General features: G+C 37.0%; 15 protein-coding genes. 9 read left to right on the forward strand and 6 right to left on the reverse strand.

Annotation, left to right across the window (positions count from 1 at the left end; genetic code table 11):
• Positions 1–3: 3 nt before the first annotated feature.
• The 6 genes from NZ923_03705 to NZ923_03730 form a co-directional block, all read right to left on the reverse strand.
• Positions 4–1,353, reverse strand: coding sequence for a sigma-54 dependent transcriptional regulator (locus tag NZ923_03705; GenBank protein MCS7229126.1), 1,350 nt, complete (start codon positions 1,351–1,353; stop codon positions 4–6).
• Complete coding sequence (locus NZ923_03710) at positions 1,322–2,944, reverse strand: ATP-binding protein (GenBank protein MCS7229127.1); 1,623 nt, start codon at positions 2,942–2,944, stop codon at positions 1,322–1,324. The genes NZ923_03705 and NZ923_03710 overlap by 32 nt, the downstream gene beginning before the upstream one ends.
• 159 nt (positions 2,945–3,103) lie before the next feature.
• Entirely contained in the window at positions 3,104–3,718 is a 615-nt protein-coding gene (locus NZ923_03715; GenBank protein ID MCS7229128.1) for a hypothetical protein, read from the reverse strand.
• An 8-nt stretch (positions 3,719–3,726) separates the two neighbouring features.
• On the reverse strand, positions 3,727–4,914 hold the full coding sequence (gene hybB / locus NZ923_03720; protein ID MCS7229129.1) for a Ni/Fe-hydrogenase cytochrome b subunit: 1,188 nt from the start codon (positions 4,912–4,914) through the stop codon (positions 3,727–3,729).
• On the reverse strand, positions 4,911–5,681 hold the full coding sequence (locus tag NZ923_03725) for a 4Fe-4S dicluster domain-containing protein (GenBank protein ID MCS7229130.1): 771 nt from the start codon (positions 5,679–5,681) through the stop codon (positions 4,911–4,913). The genes hybB and NZ923_03725 overlap by 4 nt, the downstream gene beginning before the upstream one ends.
• 20 nt (positions 5,682–5,701) lie before the next feature.
• Complete coding sequence (locus NZ923_03730) at positions 5,702–6,364, reverse strand: hypothetical protein (protein MCS7229131.1); 663 nt, start codon at positions 6,362–6,364, stop codon at positions 5,702–5,704.
• A 466-nt stretch (positions 6,365–6,830) separates the two neighbouring features.
• Here NZ923_03730 and NZ923_03735 point away from each other — a divergent pair, with 466 nt between their 5' ends.
• From NZ923_03735 to fabF, 9 genes are all read left to right on the forward strand, one after another.
• Positions 6,831–7,358: a DUF177 domain-containing protein gene (locus tag NZ923_03735; GenBank protein ID MCS7229132.1), complete on the forward strand. Its 528-nt coding sequence runs from the start codon at positions 6,831–6,833 to the stop codon at positions 7,356–7,358.
• Positions 7,359–7,376: 18 nt separating this feature from the next.
• A complete protein-coding gene (rpmF, locus tag NZ923_03740) occupies positions 7,377–7,556 on the forward strand; it encodes a 50S ribosomal protein L32 (protein MCS7229133.1) in 180 nt (59 codons plus the stop codon).
• Between the two features lie 106 nt (positions 7,557–7,662).
• On the forward strand, positions 7,663–8,703 hold the full coding sequence (gene plsX / locus NZ923_03745; protein MCS7229134.1) for a phosphate acyltransferase PlsX: 1,041 nt from the start codon (positions 7,663–7,665) through the stop codon (positions 8,701–8,703).
• Positions 8,700–9,806: a ketoacyl-ACP synthase III gene (locus NZ923_03750; protein ID MCS7229135.1), complete on the forward strand. Its 1,107-nt coding sequence runs from the start codon at positions 8,700–8,702 to the stop codon at positions 9,804–9,806. Before plsX ends, NZ923_03750 begins: the two co-directional genes overlap by 4 nt.
• Positions 9,803–10,717 (forward strand): ACP S-malonyltransferase, encoded by a 915-nt coding sequence (gene fabD / locus NZ923_03755; protein MCS7229136.1) that lies wholly within the window; start codon positions 9,803–9,805, stop codon positions 10,715–10,717. The genes NZ923_03750 and fabD overlap by 4 nt, the downstream gene beginning before the upstream one ends.
• A gap of 5 nt (positions 10,718–10,722) precedes the next feature.
• Positions 10,723–11,358: a DUF3109 family protein gene (locus tag NZ923_03760; GenBank protein MCS7229137.1), complete on the forward strand. Its 636-nt coding sequence runs from the start codon at positions 10,723–10,725 to the stop codon at positions 11,356–11,358.
• Positions 11,355–12,098: a 3-oxoacyl-[acyl-carrier-protein] reductase gene (fabG, locus tag NZ923_03765; GenBank protein MCS7229138.1), complete on the forward strand. Its 744-nt coding sequence runs from the start codon at positions 11,355–11,357 to the stop codon at positions 12,096–12,098. The genes NZ923_03760 and fabG overlap by 4 nt, the downstream gene beginning before the upstream one ends.
• A gap of 39 nt (positions 12,099–12,137) precedes the next feature.
• Positions 12,138–12,377 (forward strand): acyl carrier protein, encoded by a 240-nt coding sequence (locus NZ923_03770; GenBank protein MCS7229139.1) that lies wholly within the window; start codon positions 12,138–12,140, stop codon positions 12,375–12,377.
• A gap of 80 nt (positions 12,378–12,457) precedes the next feature.
• Positions 12,458–13,711 carry a beta-ketoacyl-ACP synthase II gene (fabF, locus tag NZ923_03775; protein MCS7229140.1) on the forward strand — a complete coding sequence of 418 codons (1,254 nt, stop codon included), beginning with the start codon at positions 12,458–12,460 and terminating at the stop codon, positions 13,709–13,711.
• Positions 13,712–13,714 lie beyond the last annotated feature (3 nt).

The raw sequence follows: 13,714 nt of genomic DNA on the forward strand, positions 1-13,714 counted from the left end.
TTTTCAAGTGTTTCTGTCTCTTCTCAGATTGTATTTTTCAATTTTATTATAAAGCGTGACTCTGTCTATGCCAAGTATTTTTGCAGCTTGTGTTATGTTCCAATTTGTTTTGTTTAAAATTTTAAGTATGTGTGCTTTTTCAACTGCTTCAAGCGTTTCATTTTCAGGTTGTTCTTCTTCAATTGGATGAATGGGCAGATCCTGAGGAAGAATTGCAGGCGGTTTTGCAAGAACCATTGCTCTTTCAATTGCATTTTTGAGTTCTCTTACATTTCCTGGCCAGTCGTATCTTATCAGCATATCCATTGCTTCTGGCGAAATTTCTGTTATCGGTTTATGCATCATTGTTGCATATTTTTTTAGGTAGTAATTTGCTATCAATGGTATATCGGATCTTCTTTCTCTCAATGGAGGGATGAAAATTGTAAATACATTAAGTCGGTAATATAGGTCTTCTCTAAATTTCCCCTCTTTCACGGCTTGCTCAAGGTTACAGTTTGTTGCGCAGATAACTCTGAAATCACTCGTTATCGTTTCATTACCTCCAATTCTTGTGAATTGTTTCGTTTCAAGGACTCGCAAGAGTTGAATTTGCATTTTTAAGCTTATTGTTCCAATCTCATCTAAGAAAATTGTTCCGCCGTCTGCTATTTCAAACTTTCCTTTTCTTCTGTAGAGTGCATCTGTGAAGGCGCCTTTTTCATGTCCGAAAAGTTCGCTTTCAAGTAATGTATCGGGGACGGCTCCGCAATTTACTGAAACGAATGGGAAATATCTTCTTGGGCTGTGTGCGTGAATTAATCGTGCAACAAGTTCTTTTCCTGTTCCGCTTTCTCCTCTTATCATTACAGTTGTATTTGTTGGAGCGACAGTTTTCGCAAGTTCAATTACTTTTTTAATTTGGGGGCTTTCTCCGATAAGTTCTTCCCCCATGATAAGTTCTGAAATATGCTCGCGCAGTTTTATATGCTCATCTGTTAGTTTTTTATGTTTGAGCACATTCTTGACAAGATGCGAAAGATAGTCTGGGTCAATCGGCTTTGTAATGTAGTCATAAGCACCTTCTTTAAGTGCTTGAACAGCGGTGTCAACTGAAGCAAAGGCTGTAATTATAATGATTATTGCGTTTGGGTCAATTTCTTTTATTCTCTTTTGAAGTTCAAGGCCGTTCATTCCAGGCATTTTAATGTCAATAAAAATTATATCCCAAGGTCCTTCGTTCATCATTTTTAATGCTTGAGCTGCGTTTTCCGCTGTTCCGACTTTATAGCCATCTTGCATAAACCATTTGGAGAGGGAATCCCTAACTACGAATTCATCGTCAACGATTAAAATACTGAATTTCTGTGTCATGGCTTATGTTTGACTTTTTTGGTAATGTTATTGTAAATGTTGTTCCATGATTTACCTTTGATTCAACGGTTATTTTCCCGCCATGTCTTTCAACTATTCCATACACGACTGCAAGTCCAAGTCCTGTTCCTTTACCTTCTTTTTTCGTTGTGAAAAATGGTTCAAATATATGTGGTAAAATTTCATCAGGTATTCCAACGCCAGTATCAATTATCTTGATTTGAATTTCATTATCGTTAATTTCTTTAACTTTTATCCCGAGAGTTCCGCCGTTTGGCATCGCTTCAATTGAGTTTATCTCCATCGCAAGGAGCATTTGTTCAATTTGTTGGGAATCGCAGAAAATGAAAAGTGGATTCTCAGGAAGATCAATCTCAAGTTTTATATTGTTCATTTGCAAATGGTGAGATATCAAAGCTATGCTTCTTTTTACTATATGACAAATATCTTCGTTTTTAAATTCACCTACTTTTTGTTTTGAGAACAAAAGCAGATTTTTGACTATGTTACCGCATCTTGCTGTTTCATCAATTATTATTGAAAGTTCATTCAAAATTTCTTCTTTTTCGCTTTCGCCAATTTTGCCGTTTTCAAGTTTTCTTTTTAAAAGTTTCGCATAGGTAAGGATTCCTTCAAGTGGATTGTTAAGCTCGTGCGCAACTGTTGCAGAAAGTTTCCCAAGCGAAGCCATTTTCTCAATTTGTAGCATATATGCATGAGCTCTTTGGAGTTCGGCGGTTTTTTCGTTTACTTTTTGCTCAAGTGTTTTAGCCCAGCTTAAGAGTTCTTCGTGAGCTTGTTTGAGTTTTTGAGTCATTTCATTGAAGGATTTAGCAAGTAAACCAATCTCATCGTTGGAGTTAAGATCAAGTTTAAAATCAAGATTTCCGTTCATTATCTCGGTTGTCCCATATGTTAATTTTTTCAGTGGGACATTCACGAATTTCCAAATGAAGATAAGCACGAAAATTGAGATCGTGAAAAACATTATGATTCCGCTTGTATATTGAATCTGTGCCAATCGTTTCGTATTTCTGTGAAGATCCTTAAGCGAAATCATCACATCAAAAACACCGAGGATCGTTTGTTCCTTTGTATGTGCATGGCAGCTGGCGTTATAGCATGATTCCTCGTTTTTTATCGGATTTATCGCTCCAAGTATTTTATGCCCATCTGGTGCATTAAATATACGGGTCAATTGAGATGCTTCCGCTGGGATGCTTATTTTTCCATCGTAGTGGCATATGTTGCAAGCTTCGCTTTCAACAGGTATAACTTTTCCAACTTCATCAGGTATGGTTGAAAATGTTATTTCGCCTCTTTTATTGTATATTCTTATTACTTCAATTCCAGGTTGCTGTCCGAGCATTTTTATTATTTGGTAAATATCTTCCCTGTGATTGCGCAACATGCTATAGTGTGTTGAACGCTTTATCAGATCGCTCATTTTTACGGCGTATTCCTTTGATATTTCTAAATATTGCCTCGTTTGCCATTCTATAATCAAGGTTGAAAAAACAATAGTAATTCCCAGGACGAGGAAGAAGATAAGAATAAAAAGCTTGAACGCAAGGCTCTTGAAGATTTTCATTATAGTCTTAAGCCAATTATTTTATTTTCATTTCACTCTAACTCAAAATTCGTGCCAGTTTTGAACTTGTTTCTTTTGAGTTAGATTTTTCAAATGTTTCTGTTAAGTAGTTTTTTCTTTTCATTTTTGCCCCACAAGATGTTCAAAAAATAGACAAGATTAGCAGATCTTGAATACTTTATTTATGATGGAAAAATACCGCTTTGCCCCGAGCAGATCTTTAATTGTTTCAATAACTCTGCCTCCGTCTTGAAGCGTTGGAATTGAAACTTGATCAAAAGATTCGGTGATCGTTGAGAGAATTTCGTTCTTAAATTCTTTGATTTTGGAGTTATAATACTCTAAAAATTCCGAATAAGTTAGAAGTCCAGCGATTTTTTCGGTTGTTTTTATTTTAAAAAGCCATCCAGTATTATATGGGTCTTTGTTTGCGATATCGGGATGTTCTATTAAAGTTTTATTTATTTCAAAAAGCTCGCCTTGGATAGGCGAGCGAATTCTTAAAATTCCATCTCTATATATTGCCCACGCACAAGGGGTGTTTTGCTTAACCGATGATGGGGGAGCAAGAAATATGAACTCAATTATTGGGGCAAAGAGATAAATAATTGAAGAGCTAAGCCCAACGGTTATTAAATTCGGCTCTGGCTTTATCCAGGTATGCGAGGCTGTATAGAATCTATCATCGGGAAACTCAACCTTTGAAAGAATCTCCATAAATCGCAAGGCGACATCAATCGCCGTTATTTGATTTATGTTTTTTCCGTTGGGCATAGCTAATTTTAGGTTTGCTCTTTAAAGACTTCTTTTATTGAAATAACCTCAAAACCTTCGGTTAATAATTTTCTCTTCTCACTAACTTCAGGTGGAAATATAGGCAAATGTTTCGCTATAAATCTAAACAAAGCAAATCCAAGTGCGACCATGAAAAGAGTCACAGTTATTTCAGTCCACTTCGGGAAATAATTAGCTTGCGTGTAATTTTCAAGCGCCGTAATGCTAACATTTAATCTATTGAGAATAAAGCCGAGGACTGTAATAAGCTGCGCAATAAATAATCCTTTTTTACTGCTTCTTATCCGTGAATTTGCAAGAAGTATTATTGGCAAGATTACTCCAAACGCAAACTCAATCCAAAACATTATCGCTTCATAGTTCAGCGTGAAGATATAACTAAAGAGATTATACTTTATTATGTCTTGGATTTTTAAGACAAGATAAACCATCAATGCAACAGCGGTGACTTTTGCTAGCTTTGAGAGTATGTGAATTTCTATTTCTCTTTTAAAAGCTCTGGAACTTAAATATGATTCAATTGTGACCATTGCAGGACCAACAGCAACCGCTGAAAGGAAGAAGAGATATGGCAAGTTGCTTGAGTACCAGATCGGGTAAAGTTTTTCTGGAACGATTAAATATAATGAGCCCAATGAGGATTGGTGAAGTGTTGATAATATAACACCTGCAACGACTAGGGGGATAGTTAAACTTTTTATTATCTTTTGTGGTTTTTCAAGTTTGAATTTCTGAAAAATGAACGGACTAAATTCAAGTGCAAGGACGGTTGTATAAAGCATAACACACCATGCTACCTCAAACATAACTGATTCTGGGTTCCACATTATTATGGGATGCCATATGTTCCATGGTTTTCCAAGATCAAAGAGAAGAGCAATGATAACGAGAAGATATCCGAGAAATGCGGTTAAAATTGCGGATGGAAGAATTGATTTATATTCTTCAAGGTTGAAAATATAAACTGCAGCAGCTATGACAAATCCACCTGCTGCAAGTCCAACGCCACAAAGGACATCAAATCCAATCCATAAACCCCAGGGGAACTCGTCGCTTAAATTTGTAACAGCGCCAAGTCCTTTCGTAAAGCGAAGTATAGTTGAATAAATACCAAGAGCGACTATTATCCAGAAAACCGAGCTCCAGAATGTAAGTTTAGGGATTTTTATTTTCATTTTCCGTTCTCCTTTTTGTTGTTTTCTTCCATTTCTTTAAGTTTTCTTTGAAGTCGTTGGACTTCATCTCTACGCTTTGTTATCCACCAGATTCCGAATAATAATGTTCCGCCCCAGAAAATGTAACCCGGGATCTTTGACATAATTTGTTCTGTAAATAGAGAAAGCGGAACTTCTGGAAGGTTAGCTTTGAAGCCAAGTTTCTGCATAGGTCTATCAGCTAGGTAAAGCACTGAAGTTCCTCCAGCTTCTTTCAGTCCAAAGATGTGCGGATAATATGTTTCTGGATTTTCATTGATTCTTCTTTTTGCTTCTTCAATTAGTTCATCTCTTTTCCCAAAGGTTCTTGCTTCGGCTGGACAAGCTTCAACACAAGCCGGGACATTGCCAGCTTTTATTCTTTCATAACACATATCACATTTTGTGACTTTTGGATTTAGCTTGTCCCATTGATACTTTGGTATATCAAATGGGCAAGCTTGCATACAATATCTGCAACCGAGGCACTTTGATGGATCGTATATAACTGGACCAAGGCTGGTTTTTTGAAATGCTCCAACTGGGCAAGCAGAAGCACAGGTTGGTTTTTCACAATGCATGCAGAGTCGTGATACATAAACCCCATTGTAATCTATGACAGCGGTGTTTTGAATTGATGAAAGCTTATGAGCTTCTGTGATAGGGTTACCCCATCTTTGAGCACATGCTTCTTCACAAGCATAACAGCCTATGCATCTGGTTATGTCAATTAAAATTCCGTATTTCATTTTTAAACCAGATTTAATTTTTAAATGCGTTTAATAAATTCTTTTTCAAATTTTTCCCAAGTTTTTTCATCAACATTTTGTAAAACTCCTTTTATCACGAGCCCACCGTCCACAAGCGTTGGCTCTGGTGAAAACTTCGGCGCTTCTATACTTATAAATTCTCTAAATCTTTTTATCTCATTTCTCAACCATTGCGAGGCTTCGTTTCCAATTAAGAGATTTTTTAGCTCCGATGATACATCTTCAGGTTCAATCATAACAATCCAACCATTGAAATATGGATCATTTAAAATTGTTTCTGGTGATTCAAGTATTGATGGATTAATTTCCGTGATTTTTCCGTTAATCGGAGAGATAAAGGTAAGAGTTCGTTCACCTTGTTTAATTTTGAAAAGTGGATCTCCTTTTTTGATCTTCTCTCCTACGGGTAGAACTTCAATAGCATCAATTTTTCCTGTCACTTTTGAAATGAAATCATCAACTCCGACATAAACCTTACCAGAAAATAGAAGCTCAAGCCATGTGTGAGCTTTGCTGAAGAAATAGCCACGGGGTAAGACAAAACTTTCAGGACTTAACATAACTTGTGGTTGATAAATCTCCCGCTTTTTATGTGCCCTCTGGATTAGAAGGTCAATTGCTATGCAAGTTAGAATTGTTGCTATTACGAAAAGAGCTACCATGATATGTTCTCCAAATTTTTGTTTTTGTTTTCACATTTATTATATCACAAATAAAGTGCCAATGTTTGGCGAGAGATTTTTGTGCTTGAATTTCAATCTATATTCTCGTTGCGGAGCGAATGTGAAATTTGCAACCGTTGAAATTTTCAATAGTCAATCTTGGTAGTGGTGTAAAATTTTTTGATTTATAGATTTTTGATGGTGTTGAAAAATTTATCAGTATATTGTTGAAATTTTCAATTGTGTGGTTGTCGTTTTTATTGATTTTTGAAAGACGGATAATTCAAACCAGCGACAGCGGAAGTTGTTTTTTCTTATTGGTTATCAAAGATGGGAGCATAGTATGATGCTAAATTGATTTGAAATTTTTATTTTTGGCTTTTGCTACCGTTTTTGGCTTGCTTATAAGCGTTTTTTTGTTTATATTTCTACCAAAATTTTTAATAAAGAACGGATGAATTCTTTAATGAAGATTAACATTTCAAAGCTGTCCGATGGGGAGCATTTTTATACATTTATAGTGAAACCATCGGACTTAGAATTGGATGAAAAAAGATTCAACAAGCCCGTTTATGTTGATGCGACGCTTGAAAAATCAAAGCGACAGCTCTTTCTAAGAGCTAATGTTTACACAGTTGGAAGGTTTCAATGTGATAGATGTATTGAAGATTTTGATATGGTTCTTGAAAACAGTTACAGGATGTATTATGTTTATAGCGAAGAAGAGTCAAAAAAATATGAACCTGAAGAAGTGGTCGTGATAACACCGGAGACAAACGAGATTGACATCTCGGATGATGTTAGACAGATGGTTTTACTTTCTGTTCCCATGAAGTTGCTTTGTTATGAAGATTGCCTTGGGCTTTGTCAAAGATGTGGGAAAAATTTAAACTTTGAAACATGCACCTGTAAAGTTGAGGCGATAGATCCACGCTGGGCTCCTCTTTTAAAACTTATGGAAAGAGAAAGTTTAGGAAATGAAACAGAAAATTAATCATGAGGTGATTTAACCATGCCAAATCCAAAGCGAAGACATTCAAGGTCGCGCAGAGATAAGAGAAGAGCAAATTACAAACCTACAGCGCCAAATTTGAGCGAATGTCCGCAATGCCACGAACCAAAGCTTCCACATCGTGCCTGTCCAAAATGCGGATACTACCATGGTAGAACCGTCATAGTTCCAAAGGAGTAAAGAAAAGTCAATTTTTTAACTTTTAAAAAGGTTGGGGTAAGATAGATATTTTATCAAAGCCCCAGCCTATTTAGTATTTTTAATTTAAACCTAAAAATAATTGCGGATGTCAGCCTCAAATTCTAAAAAGATTAAAATTGCAGTTGATGCTATGGGTGGAGATTACGCACCAGCGACTGTAATTGAAGGTGCGTTAAATGCTCTAAGAGAATCAAATAATAGATTTTCAATTGTTCTTGTTGGGGATGAAAAAAGAATAAAAGAAGAATTGAAAAAACATGATACAACTGGGCTTGATTTTTCAATTGTTGATGCACCTCAAGTAATTGAGATGGATGATATTCCAACCATTGCGTTGAGGAAGAAGAAAAATTCATCAATTGTCGTGGGAATGAAGCTTCATAGTGATGGTGAGGTTGACGCATTTGCAAGTGCGGGAAATACTGGCGCGGTCCTCACAGCTGCAACTTTTATTCTTGGTAGAATTGAGGGAATTTCAAGACCAACAATTGGTAGCGTATTTCCAACTGAATCGGGGACTAAAAGTATAATGTTGGATGTTGGTGCAAATGTTGATTGTAAACCGCATCATTTGTTTGAGTTCGCTATTATGGGAAGTATTTATTCAAACACGATATTGGAACAGAAAAATCCTAAAGTAGCTCTTTTAAACATCGGCGAGGAAAAAACAAAAGGTAGTGAAACTGTTTTACAAGCATATCAACTTCTTTCGGAGAGTAAACTTAATTTCATAGGAAATGTTGAGGGTCGTGATATACTTCTTGGAAAGGCGGATGTCATAGTTTGTGATGGCTTTGTTGGAAATATAGTTTTAAAGTTTGCTGAAAGTGTCCTTGGGGTTTTGAAAAGAAGGTTAAGAAATTATGCGGTTAAAAACATTTTCAGAAAATTAACATTTGGATTTCTTGCGCGTGGATTGAGAAAAGCATTAAAAGAATTTGATTATCAAGAATATGGTGGTGTGCCTTTTCTCGGTGTCAATGGCGTTGCAATAATTGGTCATGGAAGTTCAAGCTCAATTGCGATTAAAAATATGATTTACAGAGCGGAGGAGACAGTGCAGAAGAAGATCAATCAAAGGATAAAAGAAGCATTAAAGCATTACAAACATAAAATGGAGGTATGAAATTGGGGCAACGGAGAGCAACCATTACTGCGGTCGGGCATTATGTCCCTGAAAAAGTTCTTTCAAATTTTGATCTTGAAAAAATGGTTGATACAAGTGATGAGTGGATAAGAGCGAGAACTGGAATTCGCGAAAGAAGAATACTTGAAAAAGGAGCGACATCTGATCTTGCTGTTCAGGCAATCAAAAGATTATTTGAAAATAGCGGGGTTTCCCCAGAAGAAATTGAAGTTTTAATCGTTGCAACTGTTACACCAGATATGTTTTTCCCTTCAACCGCAGCTGTAATTCAAGAGAAACTTGGCTTGAAAAGGGCATGGGGTTTTGATATCTCAGCAGCTTGTTCAGGATTTATTTATGCATTAATAACGGGTGTCCAATTTATAGAATCAGGTAGATATAAAAAGGTTCTTGTCGTTGGCGCCGATAAAATGAGCTCAATTGTGGATTATACGGATAGAAATACTTGTGTTTTGTTTGGTGATGGAGCTGGTGCGGTTTTGCTTGAGCCCACGGATGATCCTGAATATGGAATAATTGATCACATTTTTTATATGGATGGTTCAGGGGGAAAATATCTTTACATGCCCGGTGGGGGAAGTTTAAATCCACCGACCCATGAAACTGTTGATAAGAAAATGCATTATGTCTATCAAGATGGAAGAGCTGTCTTTAAAGTTGCTGTGATTGGAATGGCAGATGTTTCCGCTGAAATAGTTCAAAGAAATGGTTTAACTGGTGATGATATTGATTGGCTTGTCCCACATCAAGCAAATCTTAGAATAATTGTTGCAACTGCTGAAAGAATGGGGCTTGATCTTTCTAAAGTTATGATAAATATTGATAGATATGGAAACACTACAGCTGCAACAATTCCACTTTGCCTGTCTGAATATTGGGAATGCGGTAAACTGAAACCCGGACACAGGGTTGTTATGTCCGCATTTGGTGCAGGTTATACTTGGGGGGCTGTTCTAATGAGATGGTCGCTTCCAAACCCACCAAAACCGAGACCAGATGTAGCAAAATACTGTGAGGAGATGGATTCAAGAAGGTTTGAAATACCAGAAGAATTGAAAATAAAAAATGAATCTGCTAAATGAAAATCGCTTTCGTTTTTCCGGGGCAAGCTTCTCAATATGTCGGTATGGGAAAAGATTTGTATGAAAATAGCTCAATTGCCAAAGAGATTTTTGACAAAGCTGAAGAAATACTTGGATTTGAACTGAAACGGATATGTTTTGAAGGACCGGAAGAAGATCTAAAGCAAACAAAGGTCACTCAACCAGCGATCTTTGTTCATAGTTATATTGTTTCTACTCTCCTTGGAGAAAAAATAAAAGCTGATATGGCAGCTGGGCATTCGCTTGGTGAGTATTCAGCGCTTGTTTATGCTGGTGTCTTAAGTTTTGAAGATGCTTTGAAAATCGTAAAACTTCGTGGCGAGCTAATGCAGAGAGCAGGTGAGCAAAATCCCGGAACAATGGCCGCTATTATCGGACTTGATGAGGAAAAAGTGAAGCAAGTGTGTGAGGAAGTTAAAGATGGAATAGTCCAACCAGCAAATTTTAACACACCTGAACAAATCGTTATCTCTGGTGAGGTTAATGCAGTTAGGAAAGCAATGCAACTTGCCAAGGAAGCTGGAGCGAAAATTGTAAAGGAGCTCGTTGTAAGTGGTGCTTTCCACTCCCCTCTTATGGAAAGCGCCAAAGATGAACTTAAAAATGCGCTTGATGAAGTAAAATTTAATAAACCCTCCATCCCAGTTTATTTCAATGTCACCGCAAAACCAACATTTGATCTAAATGAAATAAAAGATCTACTATATCGCCAAATAACGAGTCCCGTCCTTTGGACTCAAATTGTTATGAACATGGTTTCGGATGGAGCAGTTAAGTTTTATGAAATTGGACCTGGAAAAGTCCTTCAAGGTTTGATTAAAAAAATTGCACCAACTGCTGAAGTATCTGGATTTGATAAGTTTGATGATATTAAAAACTTAGGGGAATGAAATTTATGGATTCAGACTCCCCTAAGGTTGAGCGGGAAATAGTTGAAGTCAAAAACTTTAAGATAGATACAATTGTTTTCACGGCAGGATTTGTCCCGTTTTGTAATGTGCCGGTATGTTATGGAAATTGTTGCTATTGGGGAGTTTATGTTGATCTCAATGAAAGAGAAAAGATACTTGAACATAAAGATTTGATTTTGAAATATATGGATGAAACTCAACCGCACGATGTTGAACTTTGGTTTGAAAAGGAAGAATGGGATGATCCAGATTTTCCATCAGGCAAATGTGTTGGGACAAATGTTTATAATGGTAAGTGTGCCTTTTTGACGAAGGAAGGATATTGTGTTTTGCAGATAACCGCAAAAGAAAATGGAATGCATAAATGGTCTTTGAAACCATTTTATTGCTGTATTTATCCGTTGACATTTTTTGAGGGAGTTTTGACTTACGATGATGGACACGCTGAAGATTTGCCATATTGTGGAACAAAAGCAACACATAATCATGCTGGGCCTGTGATTGAAGTTTGCAAAAATGAATTTATTTATATTTTAGGTGAGGACGGATATTCAGAATTGTTGAAGATTTACAAATCTTGGAAGCAAAAAGTTCAAATAAACAGTGAAATTCAAAAATGAGCGATTTAAAAAACAAAGTTGCTATAGTCACAGGCGGTTCAAGAGGGATCGGCAGGGCTATTGCTAAGGTCCTTGCTTCATCTGGTTGTGATGTGGTGATAACTTATAAAAGTTCAGCTCAACAAGCGCAGGAGCTCGTGCAAGAGATTTCAAAAAACGCAAAAGCAATCGCAATTCAAGCTGATTCGGCGAAATTTGAAGATGCACAAAAAGTCGTTGAAGAAACCTTGAAAAATTTCGGCAAAATTGATATACTTATTAACAACGCAGGAATTACTAAAGATAACCTTTTGCTTAGAATGACCGAAGATGAATGGGATGATGTGATTGATACTAACTTGAAAGGAGTTTTTAACTTCACGAAGGCTGTTATCAAACATATGATAAGTCAAAGGTCAGGAAAGATAATTAACATCGCATCGGTCGTTGGGCTTATCGGAAACCCAGGACAGGCAAATTACGCTGCTTCAAAGGCAGGAATTATTGGTTTTACGAAAGCTCTTGCGAAAGAAGTTGCTTCAAGAAATATACAAGTTAATGTCGTTGCCCCAGGTTATGTTGAAACGGAGATGACAGAGAAATTAAACGAAGAACAAAAAAAGCGTTTGTTTGAATTAATCCCTGCTAGAAGAATAGCAAAACCAGAAGAAATTGCCTATGTCGTTAAGTTTCTCGCTTCACCTGAATCTGACTATATCACAGGTCAAGTCATAGTTGTTGATGGTGGATTAACCTCATAAACAAAAACTAAAACAAAAAATAAAAGGGAGGAAAGCAATATGGACATTGAAGCAAAGGTAAAACAAATAATTGTAAACAAGCTTAATGTTAGCGAGGATAAGGTAGTTCCAGAGGCGTCATTTATTAATGATCTTGGGGCTGATTCACTTGACACAGTTGAGCTTGTAATGGAATTTGAGAAGGAATTTGGTATTCAAGTCCCCGATGAAGATGCTGAAAAGATAAGAACAGTTGGAGATGCGATTAACTATCTAAAGCAAAAACTTGGACAAGCGTAAAATTGAAAAAATGGGAGAGCATTTGTCTCTCCCTTTCTTTAATTTTTTGTTCGTCATAAAAAACAAAAAATGCCGAAATTATGTCCAACCGCAAAAGGGTTGTTGTAACAGGAATGGGTGTGATATCACCCGTTGGATTAACTATTGAAGAATATTGGAAAAGCCTTCTTGAAGGGAAAAGCGGTGTTGATTACATAACAAGGTTTGATACAACAAATTTTGCGACAAAGTTCGCTGCGGAGGTAAAGAATTTTGATCCAACAAATTATATGGACAAAAAGCTTGCTCAAAGAATGGATATATTTACTCAGTTTGCAATGGCCGCAACCGAAATGGCTATTCAAGACGCTGGGCTTAATTCTGATTCAAAATTGGACAAAGAAAGAGTTGCTGTTGTTTACTCTTCTGGGATCGGTGGAATGTGGACATATCACACACAACATGAATTATTTTTCAAAACAGGGACACCAAGGCATATAAGCCCATTTACCGTGACTATGATGATTGTTGATATAGCAGCTGGTTATATTTCAATAAGGTATGGATATAAGGGACCAAATTATGCTACTATTTCTGCTTGTGCAAGTTCAGCTAATGCGATAACAGATGCTGTTATGTTAATTGAGCGTGGGCTTGCGGATGTTGTCATAACTGGTGGAAGCGAAGCGGCTATATGTCCAATGGGAATTGGTTCGTTTAATGCAATGAGGGCACTTTCAACGAGAAATGAAGAACCGCAAAAGGCGAGCAGACCTTTTGATGCTCAGCGTGATGGTTTTGTGATGGGGGAAGGTGCTGGGACTTTAGTCCTTGAATCACTTGAACATGCTTTGAACCGCGGAGCGAAAATTTATGCAGAGGTTGCAGGTTTCGGACTCACAGCAGATGCATATCATATAACCGCACCAGCTCCAAACGGCGAGGGCGCTGCAAGGTCAATGGCGCTTGCAATCAAAGATGCTGGACTTGTCCCAGAAGACATTGATTATATTAATGCTCATGGAACATCAACAAAAGAAAACGATAGAAACGAAACACAAGCAATAAAAACTGTTTTTGGCGATCACGCCTATAAACTTGCGGTAAATTCAACGAAATCAATGATTGGACATCTGCTTGGTGCTGCTGGAGTGGTTGAGGCAATTGCAACGATTTTGTCAATAAATACTGGAAAAATTCATCCAACGATAAATTACGAGTATCCAGATCCAGAGTGCGATCTTTTCTATGTTCCAAATCAAGCAATAGAACGCGAGGTTAAAGCAGCAATATCAAATTCTTTTGGTTTTGGAGGCCATAATGTTTCAATAGTTTTCAAAAAGTTTGAAGAATAAGAT

Origin of the sequence: Candidatus Kryptonium sp. (assembly GCA_025060635.1) — a bacterium.
Classification (GTDB): domain Bacteria; phylum Bacteroidota; class Ignavibacteria; order Kryptoniales; family Kryptoniaceae; genus Kryptonium.